Raw genomic sequence first — 17486 nt, forward strand, 5'->3', positions numbered from 1 at the left:
AGGCACTCCCGCAAGTGTTCATCGGCACGCTATCCATGGCCCATGGCAGCCTCTAGCTCCGCCCGGAGGAGACGGGCTTGGCGAATGCCAGGCTGCGCATGGGGTGACGCAGCGTCATGTCAAAGGGATTGAGGCGCTGGCTGAGTTCCTCGGCCTCGGCTTTCATCACCTTGACGACGCCGGCGAGCCGGCTCTCCGTCAGCCGTTCGGCAAGCGTGCCCACGCTGAGCGAGGCGACCGCCAGGCCATGCGCGTCAAAGACGGGAACACCGACGCCCGCCATGCCGGGAATCAAGCCCGAGTTGAGATCGGCCCAGCCCTGTTCGCGGGCCTTGGCGATCGCCACCCTCAAGGTGGCCTCATCCAGGAAGCCCTTGTCGATCAGCCGGGGCATGTTGAAGCGGATCACGGCTTCCTGCTCCGCCTCGGGAAGGTGAGAGAGAATGGCCAGGCTCCCTTGTCCCAGGCCGAGCGGCACCTTGCCGCCAATATCACCGGTGAACGAGCGGATGGGATAGGGCCCCTCGACAAGGTCGAGGCAGACGGCGTCAAAGCCGGTACGCACCAGCAGAAAAATGGACTCGCTCAGCGTCGCCGAGAGCCGCAGCAAGGTCGGCCCGGCCAATCTGCGCAGCCCGCTCGATTCCCCGATCCGCGCCGCCAGGACGAAAAATTCCAGGGCCGGCCGGTAACGCTTGCTCCCGGATACCTGTTCGACGACGCCTTCCAGGATCAGATCCTGCAAGAGCCGGTGGACCATCGACTGCCCATAGCCCACCACCTCGCCAATATCCTTCAGGCGCATTCCTTCCGGCGGACCGCCAGCCAGGATGCGCAAGAGCTCCAGAGCCCGCCTTACGGTGGAAATCGCCATGTCATCGGAAGCGACCATCTCAATGGCATTCCTTACTTCAGAAAATTTTAGTCATTATATGTATAATTTTTCTATATATCAGAATTAAATCACTCAGAATTCTATTCTACGGAATTTAATGTTGACTGCCTAGTCCCCAATGCGTTTCCATCGCCTCGCTTCCGCCAAGGCTGAAGGCCCCAAACGTTCTCTGTGAGGTGAGATGAGTTTCCTGGCCTTGGAATCGCTGTCGAAGCGATACGGCGCCCTGACTGTGGTGAGCGACGTCGACCTCGCGATTCACAAGGGCGAGTTCATCTCGCTGCTCGGTCCCTCGGGCTGCGGGAAGACCACCACGCTGCAAATGATCGCGGGGCTGGTGGAACCCACCAACGGGCGCATCGTGCTGGATGGCCAGGACATTACGGGCCTTGCGCCCGAGAAACGCGGTCTTGGCATCGTATTCCAGAACTACGCCCTCTTCCCGCACATGACGGCCGCCCAGAACGTAGCATTCGGGCTGGAGATGCGGGGCGTATCGCGACCGGAGCGCGACAAGCGCGTCGCCGAAGCCCTCGATCTCGTCCAACTCGGTGGATTTGCGGACCGCTATCCGCGCCAGATGTCCGGTGGACAACGCCAACGCGTCGCCATCGCGCGTGCCCTGGTCATCCGCCCTCCAGTGCTGCTGCTGGACGAACCTCTGTCCAATCTCGACGCCAAGCTGCGCGAGGAGATGCAGTTCGAGTTGCGGCGCATCCAGCAAAGCGTGGGAACCACGACCATCATGGTGACTCACGACCAGGCCGAGGCCCTGTCGATCAGCGATCGCGTGGTCGTGATGGAAGCCGGCCGGATGACGCAGGTCGACCCGCCCTATCGCCTCTATGAGCGTCCGGCCACGCCATTCATTTCAGGCTTCGTGGGCAAGATGAACCGGCTCGAGGCGATCTGGCATACCGACGGCGCTCTCGGCGTCGCGCTGGCAGGCGGAAGCCAATTGCCGGCACAGGCCGACCATGCCGAGAACGGGGCGGCCATCACCCTGACAATTCGTCCGGAACGCATCCTGCTGGGCAGGCCGGGAGAGGGCGTGGTCGACGGGCGCATCGCCTCGCGCTTCTTCCTCGGCAGCTACTGGCTCTTCAACGTCGACACACCAGCCGGGCCCCTGACCGTTTCCGCTCCCAACGACGGACAGGAGCCGGCTGGCCCTCATGACGCGGTGTCCCTGCGCTGGGATGCCGCCAGCGCCCGCCTGGAATTACCCCTGCCGGGTGCCGCGTCATGACCGGCCGCAAGGGAGCCATCCCCTGGTTGCTGGCGGGCCCGAACCTCTTGCTGTTCACCGTGATGGTGATCGTCCCGTTGATCCTTACGGTCACGCTTTCCTTCCGCGTCTACGACTATTCGACCGGCATTGGTGATGCCGTCACCCTCGACAACTACGTCAAGGTGATCACCGACCCCTATTATCTCGGGATCTTCTGGCGAACGCTGAAGATAGCCGCGATCACGACGGCAATCTGCGCGCTGATCGGCATGCCGGAGGCTTACATCCTCTCGCGCATGCGCGAACCCTGGCGCTCCGTCTTCCTCCTCGTCATCATCGGGCCGTTGCTGGTATCGGTGGTGGTGCGTGCCTTTGGCTGGAGCATGCTGCTCGGCCCGACCGGCCTAGTGAACGCCGCCCTGCAACTGATGGGGCTCGGGCCGGTACGGCTGCTCTACACGGAAACGGCGATCGTCATCGCGCTGGTCCATGTGATGCTGCCCTTCATGGTGATCCCGGTCTGGACCGCACTGCAGAAACTCGATCCCATGGTCGAGGCGGCTGCCCGTACCCTCGGCGCCTCGCGCTTCACCAGCTTCCGCCGCATCGTCATGCCGCAGGCGACGATCGGCATTCTCTCGGGCAGCCTGATCGTCTTCGGCCTGTCGGCCAGCGCCTTCGCCATCCCCGGCCTGCTCGGCGGGCGCCGCCTCAAGATGGCGGCGACACTGGTCTATGACGAATATCTCCAGGAGCTGAACTGGCCGCTGGGAGCCACCATCGCCATCGTCGTGCTGGTCGCCAATCTCGCGATCATGGTGACCTACAACCGCATCGTCGAGTCGCGGGCGAGAAAGGCTTTGGGGTAGATCGATGCAGAAGAATGGCCCCCTCGCCCTCATCTTCCACACGCTCGTGGTGGCTTTCGTTCTCGCGCCGCTGGTGGTCATCTGCATCGTCGCCTTCACCCCCGAAAACACCCTGACCCTGCCGGCCACCAGCCTATCCCTGCGCTGGTTCAAGGCGGTGTTCGCCCATCCCGACTTCGTCGCCTCGTTCTGGAACAGCATCTGGGTCGCGACACTCTCGGCCTCGATCGCCGTGGTATTCTCGGTACCGGCGGGCCTGGCCATCGACCGCTTCGAGTTCCCCGGGCGCGACGCCCTCAATGCGCTGTTCCTCTCGCCGCTGATCATTCCCAGCCTGGTGCTCGGCGTCGCCCTGCTGCGCCTGTTCGCCCTCATCGGCGTGCAGGGCAGCTTCGCCTGGCTGGTGCTGAGCCATGCCGTCATCATCACGCCCTATGTCTTGCGGCTGGTGCTGTCGGCGCTCACCGGCTTCGATCGCAGTGCCGAGCATGCGGCAAGAACGCTCGGAGCCTCGCAGTGGACGGTCTTCCGCCGTATCACCGCCCCACTGATCCTGCCGGGCATCACCGGCGGCTGGCTGCTCGCCTTCATCAACAGCTTCGACGAACTGACGATGTCGATCTTCGTCACTGCTCCATCGACCGTCACGCTGCCGGTGCGCATGTACATGTACGCGACGGAGTCGATCGATCCGATGATGGCGGCGGTCTCGGCCTTGATGATCGCCCTGACGGCCTGCGCCATGCTGATCCTCGACCGTGCCTTCGGGCTCGACAGGGTGCTGATCGGCAAAGGGTAAGAACCTTCCGGAAAATGGCCCACGCGGGGTGCAGGTCCGCGCCAGGCCGACAACCGAAAACCGACATGGGCCTGCACATCACGAGAGGGATTGGAATGAACCTGAAATTTCTGGCAGGAGCCGCCGCATCGTTCGCCGTGGCCATCAGCGCATCATCTGCGGCACTGGCCCAAGACAAGACGCTCTATGTCGGCATGAATGGCGGTCCCTACGAAAAGACCTTCACCGAAGCCGTCTTCCCGGATTTCGAGAAAGCCAATGGGGTGAAGATCGTCGTCGTGCCCGGCACCTCGACCGACATCCTCGCCAAGGCGACGGCGTCCAAGGACAACCCGCAAATGCATCTCATCTTCCTCGATGACGGTGTGATGATGCGTGCGATCTCCTCGGGCCTGTGCGAAAAGCTGCAGCCCTCGCCCGAACTGAACGAAATCGCGGCCAGCGCCCGCATCAAGGGCGACATGGCAGCCGGGATCGACATGGGCATGACCGGCATCGGCTACAACAAGAAGATCTTCGACGAGAATGGCTGGCCGGCGCCGACCTCCTGGCTCGACCTGGCCGACCCGAAATTCAAGGACAAGCTCGTCTTCCAATCCGCCGCCACCTCGACCTATGGCCTGCATGCCTTGCTGATGGTCAACCGCATCGAAGGAGGCAGCGAGGGCAATGTCGAGCCGGGCTTTACCAAGATCAAGCAGGACATTGCCCCCAACGTATTGGAGTTCATTCCAAGCTCGGCCAAATTGTCGGAAATGGTGCAGACGGGCGAAGCCGCGATCTTCCCGCTGACGCCGACGGCGATCGGCAATCTGAAGGACAAGGGCCTGCCGGTCGAATATGTCCAGCCCAAGGAAGGCTCGGTGCTGCTGATGATCGCCCAGTGCGTCACCGCCAAGAATTCGGAGCCGGAGCTGTCGCAGAAGCTGGCCGCCTATCTGATGTCGGCGGCAGCGCAGGCAAAGGCCCTGAATGCCGGCAACATCATTCCCTCCAATCCCAGCACCAAGGCCTCCAATCCCGTCGCCCAATCCAAGCTCGATGCCTTCAACGGCTATATGAAGACCGTCATCACGCTCGATTGGGACGCCATCAACGCCAAGCGCCCCGAATGGAACAATCGCTGGAACAAGACCATCGAGCGCTGACATCACCTGCGCCGGACCGGCCCGGCCATGCCGGCCCCGGCGCAGCCGTGCTGCCTCGCAGCACTGTCGCTATCGGTCAATCATAGTCCACCTTCGGATACCAATGCGGATTGCGCCCCTCCGGCGTGGTGTCGAGCACGTTCCAGAGCGGCGTGAAGTCGGGTGCGCCGCGCGGGTCCTGCCCGGGATCGGCGGTCATGCCGCCCATCTCGCCGCCCCAGAAATGACGGATGGAGCCGTCGCGCCGGGTAAAGACATTGTAGCCCGGATAATCCCCGTCCGGGCGCCAGGTCCCGAAATCACGGCCGAATTCGGCGCTGGTGTCGCTGTAGAGCGGCAAATGCCGCCAGCCCCGCTCCTGCTTGAAATCGGTGAGCCGCCCGATCGGCGCGCGCGCGACGACGGCAAGCGCCGCGCGCTGCTGGATATCCTGCGCGTTACCCGCCAGCGCGCCGAGGAGCGCGGTGCACATCGGACACGGGCGTTTGCGCTCGGGACCAAACATGTAGTTGTAGACGATCAAGCTCTCATGCCTGCCGAACAAGTCTGCGAAACGAACAGGCCCGTTCTCCCCCTCGAAGACATAATCCTTTGTCACGGGTGCTCCCGGCGGCAGCGCGCGGCGCATTTCTGCCACGCGTTCGATATGGCGGCGAAGTTCGATTTCCTCCGCAAGCAGCGCGGTTCGGGCGCGGCGATACTCCTCGTTCTCATTCGGGATCCGGGCCTCGTTCAAGGCTGCCAGTTCGGTGGCGGGTTTCAGCCCGCTCATGGTCGCGGTCATGCGTTTCTCCTCGATTGTCGTCGATGGCGCTACGCTCCAAGGACGTTTCTCAACGCACGGACCCGACAATCGGGTTCCATTTTTGAGCCTATAGCGTTTTGCGATTTGACCGAGTCGCCAAGAATCGCAAAGACGCGTCGGGACAAAAAGTTTGAGAAAATAAGCGTTCACACTTGAACGCGTTTTGCTCTAGCGCATAGTTGCCGCGATTCATGTGGTGGCTGTTTCAGCTTCAGCTGCCATAAAAAAAAGCGGGCCCGAAGGCCCGCTTTCTCGTTTTTCGGCTGATATTTCCTTACGCCGCCCTGGCATTCACTGCCTGGCCGCCGATGACCAGGCCCGAACCGGTCGCTCCGATCTCGATGGTCGAGCCGTCCTTCACCTTGCCGGAGAGGATCATCTCGGCCAGCGGATCCTGGACCAGGCGCTGGATGGTGCGCTTGAGCGGACGTGCGCCATAGGCCGGGTCGTAGCCCTTGTCGGCAAGGTAGGTTCTCGCGGCATCGTCGAGATGCAGCGTGATCTTGCGCTCGTCGAGCAGCTTCTGCAGCCGGGTCATCTGGATATCGACGATCGCGCCCATCTGCGCCTTCTTCAGGCGGTGGAACAGGATGATCTCGTCGACCCGGTTGAGGAACTCCGGCCGGAAGTGGCTGCGCACCACCGCCATCACCTCTTCGCGCACCTTGTCCGAATCCTCGCCTTCCTTCTGGTTGACCAGATATTCGGCCCCCAGATTGGAGGTCATGATGATCAGGGTGTTGCGGAAGTCGACGGTGCGGCCCTGCCCGTCCGTCAGGCGGCCGTCGTCCAGCACCTGCAGGAGGACGTTGAAGACGTCGGGATGGGCCTTCTCGATCTCGTCGAACAGCACGACCTGGTAGGGCCGGCGCCGCACGGCTTCGGTCAGCGCACCGCCTTCGTCATAGCCGACATAGCCCGGAGGCGCGCCGATGAGCCTGCTCACCGAATGCTTCTCCATATATTCGGACATGTCGATGCGGGTCATCGCCGTGTCGTCGTCGAACATGAAGGCGGCAAGCGCCTTCACCAGCTCCGTCTTGCCTACGCCCGTGGGGCCCAGGAAGATGAAGGAACCGATCGGCCGGTTGGGATCCTGCAGGCCGGCGCGGGCGCGCCGAACCGCGGTCGAAACCGCCTGCACGGCCTCGCCCTGACCGACCACGCGGGTCGCCAGCACGTCCTCCATGCGCAGGAGCTTGTCCTTCTCGCCTTCCAGCATCTTGTCGACGGGCACGCCCGTCCAGCGCGAGACCACCTGCGCGACATGATCCGCCGTCACGGCCTCTTCCACCATGCCGACCTTGCCTTCGGACGCCTCGACCTCCGCCAGCTCCTTTTCGAGCTTGGGAATGATGCCATAGGTCAATTCGCCCGCGCGCTGGTACTCGCCGCGGCGCTGGGCCTCGGCCAGTTCGTTCTTGGCCTTGTCGAGCTGGCCCTTGAGATCGGCGGCGCGGCCGAGCTTATCCTTCTCCGACTTCCAGCGCTGGGTGAGTTCGGACGAACGCTCCTCCAGATCGGCCAGCTCCTTTTCGAGCTTGGCGAGGCGATCCTTGGAGGCGTCGTCGTTCTCGCGCTTGAGGGCTTCCTGCTCGATCTTGAGCTGGACGATGCGCCGGTCGAGCTCGTCGAGCTCCTCGGGCTTGGAATCCACCTGCATGCGCAGCCGCGAGCCGGCCTCGTCGACGAGGTCGATCGCCTTGTCCGGCAGGAAGCGGTCGGTGATGTAGCGGTTCGACAAGGTCGCCGCCGCCACGATCGCGCTGTCGGTGATGCGCACCTTGTGGTGCTGCTCATACTTCTCCTTCAGGCCGCGCAGGATGGAGATGGTGTCCTCCACCGTGGGTTCCTCGACGAAGACGGGCTGGAAGCGCCGCGCCAGGGCCGGATCCTTCTCGACATGCTTGCGATATTCGTCGAGCGTGGTGGCACCGACGCAATGCAGCTCACCGCGTGCCAAAGCAGGCTTCAAGAGGTTGGACGCGTCCATCGCCCCCTCGCCTTTGCCTGCGCCGACCAGCGTGTGCATCTCGTCGATGAACAGGATGATCTCGCCGTCGGCGGATGTCACCTCGTTCAGGACGGCCTTCAGGCGCTCCTCGAACTCGCCGCGATATTTGGCGCCGGCGATCAGCGCGCCCATATCGAGCGCCAGCAAAGCCTTGTCCTTGAGGCTCTCGGGCACGTCGCCATTGACGATGCGCAGCGCCAGGCCCTCGACGATCGCCGTCTTGCCGACGCCGGGCTCGCCGATCAGCACGGGGTTGTTCTTGGTGCGCCGCGACAGCACCTGGATGGTGCGGCGGATCTCCTCGTCGCGGCCGATCACCGGGTCGAGCTTGCCCTCGCGGGCATCGGCGGTGAGGTCGCGGGCATATTTCTTCAGGGCGTCATAGGCGTTCTCCGCCGTGGCGCTATCGGCGGTGCGGCCCTTGCGCAGGGCCTCGATCGCCTTGTTGAGGTTCTGGGGCGTCACGCCGGCAGCCGCCAGCGCCTTGCCGGCCTCGGTATCCTTCTCGACGGCGAGCGCCAGCAACAGCCGCTCGACCGTGACGAAACTGTCGGAAGCCTTGTCGGCCGCCTTCTCGGCCGCCTCGAACACACGTGCGAGTCCCGGCGTCAGATAGACCTGGCCGGCACCCGTGCCCTGCACCTTGGGCAGCTTCTTGATCGCGGCCTCGACGGCATTCAGCGCCTGGCGCGAATTGCCACCGGAACGATCGATGAGGCCTGCCGCCAATCCCTCGGGATCGTCGAGCAGGACTTTCAGGAGATGCTCGGGAGCGAACTGCTGATGCCCCTCGCGCAAAGCGAGCGACTGCGCCGACTGCACGAAGCCTCTGGCCCGTTCGGTATAGCGTTCAAAATTCATTCTATGTCCCTTCCAGCACGCCCGGGGACCCGTAGCATCGTCCAGGCGCCATACAGATTTGCGAACCCCGCAGGCATTCGCTGAGAATGATGTGGGGTGCCGGAACGAAGCTACAAGGGGTATCGAAACAAGAGTCTGAGCCAGATCAAACAAGAAGCCAAATGGTGTCTATCGCCTGCCCGCACTACCGCGCCGAACGGCGGGGAAGCATGCGTGTCAGCACATCGTCGCCCCGGACATAATGGTGCCAGAGCGCTGCAACGGCATGGAGGCCGGCCACGACCAGAATCCCATCCGCGCACAACTCATGTAGTTCCTTGACTTGATGCGCCAAATCGCGGTCGGGAGCCACGGGGGCGGGTATGGTGAACAGGCCAAAGAAGGTCAGGGCATCTCCACGCAGCCAGGTGAGAGTGATGCCGAGGCCGACGATCCCGATCATCAGGGCATAGAGGAGGAAATGGGCTCCCTTCGCCGCCGCGACCTCCATGCCCGACATGGTCGAGGGCAAGGGCGGGGTGCCGAGCGCCAGGCGGGCGAGGAGACGGGCGGCGATCAAGGCCGTAAGCAGGAGGCCCAGCGAGATATGGCTCCACCAGGACAGGTCCCGGATCGGGTCCCCCTTGGCGAAGAACACTTCATTATAGGTGAGGCCATAACAGGCCAGCACCAGCAGGAAGATCGCCCAGTGCAGGGCTTTTTGAACGGGGCGGTAGGACGCGGAGGGCATGTTCGAACTCCAGATTGGATTAATTCTAATCTGCGCAAGACTGCGGCGACGATATGACATCGACCGCGCCAGGCCAATTAATTCTGCGCCGCCCATTTTTTCTTGCCGCCCTTGATCATCCCTCCCGTCTATGCCCCTATTCCTGCCTCGAACCGGTATGGGGCTCGGCGATGGCGGCTTCAGGCAAGGACGGGCCTGGATCGGCCCGCGGCGTGGCGCGCCGGCGCAGTGCAAAACCAATGGGAACGAGAGCCTTGATCAAGAATTCCTCGCGCGTCGGCCCGGGCAAGCCGCAGGTCGTGGTGCTGGTGGGCGCCACGGGCGACCTCTCCCGCCGCAAGCTGATCCCCGGCCTCTTCCACCTGGCCAGTGCCGGCTTCATCCCAGGCTGCCGCATCATCGGCGTCTCGCTCGATGACATCGATGCCGACGGCTTCCGCGCCATCGCACGCGACGCGCTCGACAAATTCTCCACCCGCAAGGTCTCCCAGGCCGATTGGGAAGCCTTTGCCGCCAGCCTCGACTATGTGCCGATCTCGGCCGGTGCCGGCCCGGTCAAGGAAGCTGTGGCGCGGGCCGAAGCCGAACTCGGCCCCGAAGCCCGCCGCGTGCATTATCTGTCCGTGCCACCCAACGCCGCACTCTCGGCCGTGCAGATGCTGTCGGAGGCGGGCCTCGTCGACCGCTGCCGCATCATCATGGAAAAGCCCTTCGGCACGGATCTGGCCAGTGCCGTCGCCCTTAACGCCCGCCTGCACGAGGTCTTCCACGAGAGCCAGATCTTCCGCATCGACCACTTCCTCGGCAAGGAGCCGGCCCAGAACATCCTGGCCTTCCGCTTCGCCAATGGCCTGTTCGAGCCGATCTGGAATCGCAATTTCATCGACCACGTCCAGATCGACGTGCCGGAAACGCTGGGCCTGGGCACCCGCGCCGCCTTCTACGAATCCACCGGCGCCTATCGCGACATGGTGGTGACGCACCTGTTCCAGATCCTCGCCTTCATGGCGATGGAGCCGCCGACCGCGCTGGAGCCCCAGCCGATCTCGGAGGAGAAGAACAAGGTGTTCCGCTCCATGGTGCCGCTCGATCCGCGCGAGGTGGTGCGCGGACAGTATATCGGCTATCGCGAGGAGCCGGGCGTCGACCCTGAAAGCGACACCGAGACCTTCATCGCCCTCAAATGCGCCATCGACAATTGGCGCTGGGCCGGCGTGCCCTTCTACCTGCGCACTGGCAAGCGCCTCGCCGAAGGCCAGCGCATCATCTCGATCGCCTTCCGCGAGCCGCCCAAGAGCATGTTCCCGGCGGGCTCCGGCGTGGGTGCGCAGGGTCCCGACCACCTCACCTTCGACCTCGCCGACGCCTCCAAGGTCTCGCTCTCCTTCTACGGCAAGCGCCCCGGCCCGGGCTTCCGGCTCGATAAGCTCTCGCTGCAGTTCGCCCTCAGCGAAACCGGCCTGATCGGCGACGTGCTGGAGGCCTATGAGCGCCTGATCCTCGACGCCATGCGCGGCGACCACACTTTGTTCACCACGGCCGAGGGCATCGAGCGGCTCTGGGAAGTCTCCCAGCCTTTGCTCGAGAATCCGCCGCCCGTGCGCCTCTACGACCAGGGCAGCTGGGGCCCGAAGTCGATCCACCAGCTCATCGCCCCCAACGCCTGGCGCCTGCCCTTCGAGCGAGTGTGGCGTAAACCGGCCGGGAAGGAATAGGCATCGGCCCTCCACCGGCATCGTCGCGAACCGCTCCGCCACCGGCAAACTGCCGGCTTTGGCCGTCATCGGGCCGATTGACCTTGTCTGACGAATACGTTCTGCTGCCACGCGCCGGAGGCTTTTTCCTCTCGGCCCAATCAAAAACGCCGACAGAGCGGGAGCAAAGGGAGGACATTGGGTTCATGAAGAGTTTCAAGACGAGTTTGCTGGCGGGCGCGGCCCTTCTGATGGGAATAGCCGTGGCGCACGCCGATCCCGTCAAGATCAGCGTCTCGGCCGAGCCGATCCCGCCCTTCTTCTCGCTGGACGGCCAGGGCAATTGGCAGGGCTTCCTGCCCGACTATGCCAAGGCGGTGTGCAAGGAGGCCAAGCTCGATTGCGTGGTGGTGGCCACCGCCTGGGACGGCATCATGCCGGCCCTCCTCGCCAAGAAGATCGACGTGATCTGGGCGGGCATGTCGATCACGCCGGAGCGGCAGAAGCAGATCGCCTTCACCATCCCGATCTACAATACGCCGGTTGAGTTCATCGGCAACAAGGACGACAAGTTCGAATTCGTGCCAGGCGGCCTCAAGGGCAAGGCGGTCGGCGTGCAGACCAGCACCATCCACGCCCAATATGTGCAGAAGGCCTATCCGGAGGCCGAGATCCGCAACTATGCCACGCTCGATGCCGCCATGGCTGACCTGGCCGCCGGGCGCATCGAACTGGTGCTGGGCGACGCCGATTCCGTCGGGCCGTTCCTGGAAGGCAAGGACGGCGCCTGCTGCGATTCCAAGGGCTTCCCCAAGGATCCCTTGTTCGAGGGTGGCATCGGCGGCGGCCTGCGCAAGGAGGACACCGAGCTGAAAGCCAAGCTCGATGCCGGCATTAAGGCCGTCTATGCCAGCGGCGAATTCAAGCAGATCGCCGGGAAATACTTCAAATACGATATCGGCATGCCGCCCAAGTGAGGTGAGATAGCCTTCTCCCCTTACGGGACCGGGCACTTCTTTTGGAAGTGCCTTGGGTCCCGGCAGGGGGATGAGGGGTGTCGGCGCATGCCTGGAATGGTTGCGTATCTCCCCTCATCCGCCCCCACGTTCTTTACTTGAACGCGTGGTCCTTAAGGGACCACGCTACGGCACCTTCTCCCGCAAGGGGAGAAGGCAACTGCGTCTGCCTCACGCAAATGCGGCGGTGAAATTCTTCGCCACCAGATCGCGGTTGCGCAGCACCTTGCCGGCGCGGGGGCCGGCCGCCTTGCCCTCGCTCCAGGCCAGGCTCCCATTGACATAGACCGAACGAATGCCGGCCGAGAGCTGGGTGGGATCGTCGAAGGTCGCCTTGTCCTGGATGGTCTCGGGATCGAACAGCACGAGGTCGGCATAGGCGCCCTGCCTGATCACGCCGCGCTGGGCGAGGCCGAAGCGGGCGGCGGGCAATGCCGTCATGCGGCGAACCGCCTCCTCCATGCCGAACAGGCCGATATCACGGGCATAATGACCGAGCACGCGGGGAAAGGTGCCCCAGAGCCGAGGATGCGGGCGCACGTCGTGCGGCAACCCGTCCGAGCCCACCATGGTCAGCGGGAACTGCAGCACGCGCCGCACGTCTTCCTCATCCATGGTGAAATAGACGGCGCCGGCCGGCTGCAGCTTCGCCACCGCCTCCTCCCGGGAGACACCGAGCTCGCGGGCGATGACGTCGAGCGTCTTGCCGGCGAGATCGGGCCGCGCCTTCGACCAGGTGATCAGGATGCGCTCGACCTGGCCGGCACGCTTGGCCTCCAGCACGGTGGAGGACGCCGCATAGGGATAGACGTCGAGCGTGACGGGCTGCTCGCGCGCCCGCTTCTCGATGATCGGCAGGGACACGCGGGTGCGGCCATGGTTCTGCGGGTCGGTCGCCTTGTGATGCGACAGCACCACCGGCGCATCGGCCTCGCGCCCGATGGCGAAGGCCTCTTCCATCGCTTCCAGCAGGTGATCGGCCTCGTCGCGCAGATGGGTGGTGTAGATGGCCGAATATTTCGCCAGCGGCTCGGCGACGGCGATCACCTCCGCCGTCGAGGCGGCATTGGCCGGCTGGTAATAGAGCCCGGTCGAAAGGCCGATGGCCCCATCCGCCAGCGCCTGGTCGAGCAAATCGCGCATGCGGGCGCATTCGGCCCTGGTGGCCGGACGGTCGAGCCGGTCCATGGTGGCGAGCCGGAGCGTGGTGTGGCCGACCAGGCAGGTGACGTTCACCGTGGTTCCCGCCGCTTCCACCGCCTCGAAATAATCGGCGAAACGCTCGAACAATTCATGCTCGCCTTTGGCGATCAGGTCGAGCGGTGGCACGACCTCGCCCTTCGCCCGCAGCGGAGCGAGGCTGATGCCGCAATTGCCGACCACCACCGTGGTCACGCCCTGGCTGAGCTTGGCCGCCATGTCGGTGGCGATCACCGCGCGGTCGTCATGGGTGTGCACGTCGATGAAGCCGGGCGCGAGGGCAAGCCCGGCGGCGTCGATCTCGGTCCTGGCCTGGTGTGGCAGCTTCTCGCCGAGGGCGACGACGCGCTCGCCGGTGACGGCGACATCGGCGAGATGCGGCGTGGCGCCCGTGCCGTCGAAGATCTTCGCCTGCCGGAAGATCAGGTCGCAGGTGGCAGTCATGATGAGGTCCCTGGGTCGTTCCGGACCGGTATGCCGGCCTCTACTTCGCTATAGCCCGGCCTTATGATTCGTGCCCGGCCAGCACTGCGGCGCCCCGTCGCGCGGCGCTGTCGGCGAGGCCCGCTGCCGGCTCGATGGAGTTGTGCAAGAGGGCCAGGCCGTAACGCCCATCGGTGGCAAGAACATGGGCCTGGCCGCGATCGGCGCGCTCGCGCACCAACTCGCTGTCCTCCACGCCGATGGCATGGGGCGTCACGGCGATCAGGCCAGCATCGACGCGCGGATTGGCTTGGAGCACCATACGCACGGCTTCATCGGGACGGACGCCCCTTTCGATCAGCGACAGCGCCTCCCTGTTCACAGGAAAGCCGGAAGCGCCTACCCTGTTCGGCAACCGGTGGCCGGTGACGAAGCCCCTGCGGCTTGCGGCGAGAAACTGGGCAAGCGGCTCGGGGCGATCAGGTCCGCTGGTGATCACCGCCGCCAGCGGCGAGGCCATCATCCAGGCAAGATCAGGTCGGGTGGACCATTGGGCGCGAATGGTCTCGAGCCCGCCGCGCTGGCACTCCAGGCTGACCGGCTCACCATCCGGCGCCAGGGCGTAGAACACCGCAAAGCCATGCAGGTCGCCCTTGCCCAGCCTCTCAGCCTCGGCCCAGGCGGCCCAGACCGCCCGGCCCGCTTCGGCCCCGAAGGCAGCAATGCCGATCGTCACGCCCCGAACTCCCCGATTGCCATCAAGATTGCGTTCCCCAAACGAATCCGGCCGCGAGCCGGGCACCCTGCCCCGCTCGCGGCCAGTGATCTCGAACGGCCCTGGAGCAAAGCGCGATCAGACGGAAACGCTGTTTTGCTCCAGCTCTTCGGTTCGACGCGTCCTTGCGATTCCTGGCGATGCCACCAAATCGCAAAACGCTCTCGCGATCAGACCTTGACGACGCTCGCCTTGTAGATCTGATCGATTGCCTTGCCCAGCGTATCGTTGAATTCGGCATCGCTCATCGAGACGCGCAGGTCTTCGGCGAGAGCGCGCGAGAAGGAAGCAATCATGCCATGATTGTGGCTGAGCTTCTCGCAGGCATCCGGACAGGTGTAGCCACCCGAGAGGGCCACCAGACGAGCCACGGCTTTGTGGTCGACCAACGGCTTGTAGAAATCGGCGACGGTCGGGATGGTGAGCTTGAGCATCACCTGCTCGCCCGCCGGCAGCGCGTCGAGTTCCCGGGCGATCTCATCGCGCAGGATGGCCTCGGCTTCCTGCTTGGTCGGGCTCTTGATCGAGACTTCCGGCTCGATGATCGGCACGAGGCCATGGCCGAGGATCTGCTTGCCGACTTCGAACTGCTGCTTGACGACGGCGGCAATGCCGGTCTTGTCGGCATTGGCGATCACCGAGCGCATCTTGGTGCCGAAGATACCCTTCTTCGCCGCGCGCGCGAGCAGGGCATCGAGTTCGGGCATCGGCTTCATCACCTGGGCGCCGTTCTCTTCTGCCGCCAGGCCCTTGTCGACCTTGAGGAAAGGCACCACGCCGCGATCTTCCCACAGATAGGTCGGCACCGGCTTGCCCTTGGCATCGCCGTCCATGGTCTTCTCGAACAGGATGGCGCCGATCACCTTGTCGCCGGAGAAAGCGGGCGACGTCATGATGCGCACGCGCATTTCATGCACCAGGCGATACATCTCTTCGTCGCCACTATAGCTGGATTCGGCGATGCCATAGAGACGCAGGGCGCCGGGGGTGGAACCACCGCTCTGATCGAGGGCGGCGATGAAGCCATCCTTGCCGGTTATCTGTGACATCATCTTGGCGTCTGCCATGCTGGTCTCCCTGTTGCGGGCCGGTGCGCGGCGCGCCCAGCCTCCGCGGTTGCCTAGAACACAGCGCGTTTAGACGAAAACGCTCCTTCGCTCTAGCTCATTGTTTCCAAGCCAATCCGACGGATTGGCGAGAGCGTCTCTGCGATTCACGGCGATCGCGCCAAATCACGAAATGCTCGTGTTTCGAGTCGGCGCGAGTATCGGCATGGAAGGAAGGTGAAGCAAGGGGCTGCGCGGTGAAAAGCTTTCGCGCGGAAGCGAGAAATCGGCGCCGGACGCCTTCCGCCCCTGATACAGCCAACGGATATGGCGGGGGTGGATCGGACCTGTCCTGTCTGCCCGTATCGTCAGCGCTTGCGCGGATCGGCCGCATCGCGAATGGCGGCCTGGTGATACCAGGCGCCGTCGACGTCGACGGGCGGCAAGGGCTGGGTCTCGCGCGAGGAAAGCCGGGTCTCGTCACGCCCGAGGCTGGACCCCATACGCGGCCGCGCAGGGAAGAGGTAGATCTTGGCGGTCTCTTGCCGGGTACTCGCAGTCATGCTCGTCTCCCTTGCCTGGCGCGCCCTGGGGCGCAACCAAACCAGGATCGAGTCTTAGCACAGCGATCCTCCCCTTCCTATCATTTGCCTGCTTTGCAGGCAGTGTTTGCCTAAACTATGTGCATTCTGGGCTATATCGGGACACTGCGCATGAAGGCAGCACTCCCGGCAATGACAGCTCGTGCCTCTTTCTTCCGTCGATGGCGCGGAAAGACGCGGATTTCGCCGCGTCTGCGCCGACGGGAGGGCCATCATCTGCGACAAAAGCGCCGCACCATGCGCTCTGGCACGCTTCCTGCTTATTGCACTGCAACCGGCGGCAGTCCGGCGAACCGGCTGCCGTCCATCCCATTCACACCAGCGAGTATCCTAAGAATGACGAAGTACAAGCTCGAGTATGTCTGGCTCGACGGTTACCGGCCGACCGCCAACCTGCGCGGCAAGACCATGGTCCGCGAATTTGACGCCTTCCCCACGCTCGAGCAACTGCCTCTCTGGGGTTTCGACGGCTCCTCGACCAAGCAGGCCGAGGGATCGAGCTCGGATTGCGTACTCAAGCCGATCCGTGTCGTCCCCGATCCGGAGCGCCTGAACGGCGCCGTGGTGCTGTGCGAAGTGATGATGCCCGACGGCGTCACCCCGCACGCCTCCAACACCCGCGCCACCATCCTCGACGATGACGGCGCCTGGTTCGGCTTCGAGCAGGAATATTTCTTCTACAAGGATGGCCGCCCGCTCGGCTTCCCCGAACATGGCTTCCCCGCCCCGCAGGGTCCCTACTACACCGGCGTCGGCTACAAGAATGTCGGCAACATCGCCCGTGAGATCGTCGAAAAGCATCTCGACATCTGCCTGGCCGCCGGCCTCAACCATGAAGGCATCAATGCCGAGGTCGCCAAGGGCCAGTGGGAATTCCAGATCTTCGGCAAGGGCTCTCGCGCCGCTGCCGACGAGATGTGGCTCGCCCGCTACTTCCTGCTCCGCCTGACCGAGCAATACTCGATCGACATCGAATGGCACTGCAAGCCGCTCGGCGACACCGACTGGAACGGCTCGGGCATGCATTGCAACTTCTCGACCACCCATCTGCGCGAAGTCGGCGGCAAGGCCTATTTCGAGGCCCTGATGGCAGCGTTCGCCGCCAACAAGGAAGCCCATATCGCCGTCTACGGCCCGGACAACCATCTGCGTCTCACCGGCAAGCATGAGACCGCCTCGATCGACACCTTCTCCTGGGGTGTGGCCGACCGTGGCGCCTCGATCCGCGTGCCGCACTCCTTCGTGCGCAACGACTACAAGGGCTACCTGGAAGACCGCCGTCCCAACTCCCAGGCCGATCCCTACGAGATCGCCTCCCAGGTGCTCAAGACCATCGCTTCCGTCTCGACCGCGGTGAAGGCCGCGGCCTGAGCCCGAA

Annotated in this window: 16 protein-coding genes; 7 read left to right on the top strand and 9 right to left on the bottom strand. The window is 64.1% G+C overall.

Going from position 1 to position 17486, the window contains the following annotated elements; genetic code table 11:
* Nucleotides 1-52: 52 nt before the first annotated feature.
* Complete coding sequence (locus ABXS05_RS26200) at nucleotides 53-892, bottom strand: IclR family transcriptional regulator (protein WP_311934313.1); 840 nt, start codon at nucleotides 890-892, stop codon at nucleotides 53-55.
* Nucleotides 893-1076: 184 nt separating this feature from the next.
* On the opposite strand from ABXS05_RS26200, the gene ABXS05_RS26205 reads away from it, so the two are divergent.
* The 4 genes from ABXS05_RS26205 to ABXS05_RS26220 all read left to right on the top strand — a co-directional run bounded on the left by ABXS05_RS26205 (nucleotide 1077) and on the right by ABXS05_RS26220 (nucleotide 4942).
* Nucleotides 1077-2144 carry an ABC transporter ATP-binding protein gene (locus ABXS05_RS26205; RefSeq protein WP_367625893.1) on the top strand — a complete coding sequence of 356 codons (1068 nt, stop codon included), beginning with the start codon at nucleotides 1077-1079 and terminating at the stop codon, nucleotides 2142-2144.
* Nucleotides 2141-2995 carry an ABC transporter permease gene (locus ABXS05_RS26210; RefSeq protein WP_311934315.1) on the top strand — a complete coding sequence of 285 codons (855 nt, stop codon included), beginning with the start codon at nucleotides 2141-2143 and terminating at the stop codon, nucleotides 2993-2995. Before ABXS05_RS26205 ends, ABXS05_RS26210 begins: the two co-directional genes overlap by 4 nt.
* A gap of 4 nt (nucleotides 2996-2999) precedes the next feature.
* Nucleotides 3000-3794 carry an ABC transporter permease gene (locus tag ABXS05_RS26215; RefSeq protein ID WP_367625894.1) on the top strand — a complete coding sequence of 265 codons (795 nt, stop codon included), beginning with the start codon at nucleotides 3000-3002 and terminating at the stop codon, nucleotides 3792-3794.
* Between the two features lie 95 nt (nucleotides 3795-3889).
* Nucleotides 3890-4942, top strand: a complete 1053-nt coding sequence (locus ABXS05_RS26220; protein WP_311934317.1) for an ABC transporter substrate-binding protein — start codon at nucleotides 3890-3892, stop codon at nucleotides 4940-4942.
* Nucleotides 4943-5018: 76 nt separating this feature from the next.
* Here the strand turns inward: ABXS05_RS26220 and ABXS05_RS26225 are convergent, their stop codons facing one another.
* The 4 genes from ABXS05_RS26225 to ABXS05_RS26240 form a co-directional block, all read right to left on the bottom strand.
* Entirely contained in the window at nucleotides 5019-5726 is a 708-nt protein-coding gene (locus ABXS05_RS26225) for a DUF899 family protein (RefSeq protein WP_367625895.1), read from the bottom strand.
* Between the two features lie 295 nt (nucleotides 5727-6021).
* Nucleotides 6022-8622, bottom strand: a complete 2601-nt coding sequence (gene clpB, locus ABXS05_RS26230; protein WP_311934319.1) for an ATP-dependent chaperone ClpB — start codon at nucleotides 8620-8622, stop codon at nucleotides 6022-6024.
* Nucleotides 8623-8806: 184 nt separating this feature from the next.
* Nucleotides 8807-9352, bottom strand: a complete 546-nt coding sequence (locus ABXS05_RS26235; protein ID WP_367625896.1) for a cytochrome b — start codon at nucleotides 9350-9352, stop codon at nucleotides 8807-8809.
* Between the two features lie 136 nt (nucleotides 9353-9488).
* A complete protein-coding gene (locus ABXS05_RS26240; RefSeq protein WP_311934366.1) occupies nucleotides 9489-9614 on the bottom strand; it encodes a hypothetical protein in 126 nt (41 codons plus the stop codon).
* Between ABXS05_RS26240 and zwf the strand changes: the two genes are divergently transcribed.
* Complete coding sequence (gene zwf, locus ABXS05_RS26245) at nucleotides 9592-11067, top strand: glucose-6-phosphate dehydrogenase (RefSeq protein WP_311934355.1); 1476 nt, start codon at nucleotides 9592-9594, stop codon at nucleotides 11065-11067. The genes ABXS05_RS26240 and zwf overlap by 23 nt on opposite strands.
* Before the next feature lie 185 nt (nucleotides 11068-11252).
* Nucleotides 11253-12023 (top strand): transporter substrate-binding domain-containing protein, encoded by a 771-nt coding sequence (locus tag ABXS05_RS26250; protein WP_311934321.1) that lies wholly within the window; start codon nucleotides 11253-11255, stop codon nucleotides 12021-12023.
* Between the two features lie 210 nt (nucleotides 12024-12233).
* Here ABXS05_RS26250 and ABXS05_RS26255 read toward each other — a convergent pair whose 3' ends face one another.
* The 4 genes from ABXS05_RS26255 to ABXS05_RS26270 form a co-directional block, all read right to left on the bottom strand.
* Nucleotides 12234-13706, bottom strand: a complete 1473-nt coding sequence (locus tag ABXS05_RS26255) for an N-acyl-D-amino-acid deacylase family protein (RefSeq protein ID WP_367625897.1) — start codon at nucleotides 13704-13706, stop codon at nucleotides 12234-12236.
* Between the two features lie 61 nt (nucleotides 13707-13767).
* Nucleotides 13768-14421 carry a DUF6963 family protein gene (locus ABXS05_RS26260; RefSeq protein WP_367625898.1) on the bottom strand — a complete coding sequence of 218 codons (654 nt, stop codon included), beginning with the start codon at nucleotides 14419-14421 and terminating at the stop codon, nucleotides 13768-13770.
* Between the two features lie 209 nt (nucleotides 14422-14630).
* Nucleotides 14631-15527 (bottom strand): fructose bisphosphate aldolase, encoded by an 897-nt coding sequence (locus ABXS05_RS26265; protein WP_311934324.1) that lies wholly within the window; start codon nucleotides 15525-15527, stop codon nucleotides 14631-14633.
* A gap of 347 nt (nucleotides 15528-15874) precedes the next feature.
* Nucleotides 15875-16069, bottom strand: a complete 195-nt coding sequence (locus ABXS05_RS26270; RefSeq protein WP_311934325.1) for a DUF2735 domain-containing protein — start codon at nucleotides 16067-16069, stop codon at nucleotides 15875-15877.
* Between the two features lie 375 nt (nucleotides 16070-16444).
* Here ABXS05_RS26270 and ABXS05_RS26275 point away from each other — a divergent pair, with 375 nt between their 5' ends.
* A complete protein-coding gene (locus tag ABXS05_RS26275; RefSeq protein WP_367625899.1) occupies nucleotides 16445-17479 on the top strand; it encodes a glutamine synthetase beta-grasp domain-containing protein in 1035 nt (344 codons plus the stop codon).
* Nucleotides 17480-17486: the final 7 nt, after the last annotated feature.

This window comes from Labrys neptuniae, from assembly GCF_040797145.1.
GTDB lineage: Bacteria > Pseudomonadota > Alphaproteobacteria > Rhizobiales > Labraceae > Labrys > Labrys neptuniae.

What these genes read in the sequence shown, in the direction of transcription:
- ABXS05_RS26255 (WP_367625897.1), bottom strand. Translation starts at nt 13,706, where the DNA reads ATGACTGCCACCTGCGACCTGATCTTCCGGCAGGCGAAGATCTTCGAC.
- ABXS05_RS26265 (WP_311934324.1), bottom strand. Translation starts at nt 15,527, where the DNA reads ATGGCAGACGCCAAGATGATGTCACAGATAACCGGCAAGGATGGCTTC.
- ABXS05_RS26250 (WP_311934321.1), top strand. Translation starts at nt 11,253, where the DNA reads ATGAAGAGTTTCAAGACGAGTTTGCTGGCGGGCGCGGCCCTTCTGATG.
- ABXS05_RS26220 (WP_311934317.1), top strand. Translation starts at nt 3,890, where the DNA reads ATGAACCTGAAATTTCTGGCAGGAGCCGCCGCATCGTTCGCCGTGGCC.
- ABXS05_RS26225 (WP_367625895.1), bottom strand. Translation starts at nt 5,726, where the DNA reads ATGACCGCGACCATGAGCGGGCTGAAACCCGCCACCGAACTGGCAGCC.
- ABXS05_RS26275 (WP_367625899.1), top strand. Translation starts at nt 16,445, where the DNA reads ATGACGAAGTACAAGCTCGAGTATGTCTGGCTCGACGGTTACCGGCCG.
- ABXS05_RS26215 (WP_367625894.1), top strand. Translation starts at nt 3,000, where the DNA reads ATGCAGAAGAATGGCCCCCTCGCCCTCATCTTCCACACGCTCGTGGTG.
- clpB (WP_311934319.1), bottom strand. Translation starts at nt 8,622, where the DNA reads ATGAATTTTGAACGCTATACCGAACGGGCCAGAGGCTTCGTGCAGTCG.
- zwf (WP_311934355.1), top strand. Translation starts at nt 9,592, where the DNA reads ATGGGAACGAGAGCCTTGATCAAGAATTCCTCGCGCGTCGGCCCGGGC.
- ABXS05_RS26235 (WP_367625896.1), bottom strand. Translation starts at nt 9,352, where the DNA reads ATGCCCTCCGCGTCCTACCGCCCCGTTCAAAAAGCCCTGCACTGGGCG.
- ABXS05_RS26205 (WP_367625893.1), top strand. Translation starts at nt 1,077, where the DNA reads ATGAGTTTCCTGGCCTTGGAATCGCTGTCGAAGCGATACGGCGCCCTG.
- ABXS05_RS26270 (WP_311934325.1), bottom strand. Translation starts at nt 16,069, where the DNA reads ATGACTGCGAGTACCCGGCAAGAGACCGCCAAGATCTACCTCTTCCCT.
- ABXS05_RS26210 (WP_311934315.1), top strand. Translation starts at nt 2,141, where the DNA reads ATGACCGGCCGCAAGGGAGCCATCCCCTGGTTGCTGGCGGGCCCGAAC.
- ABXS05_RS26200 (WP_311934313.1), bottom strand. Translation starts at nt 892, where the DNA reads ATGGTCGCTTCCGATGACATGGCGATTTCCACCGTAAGGCGGGCTCTG.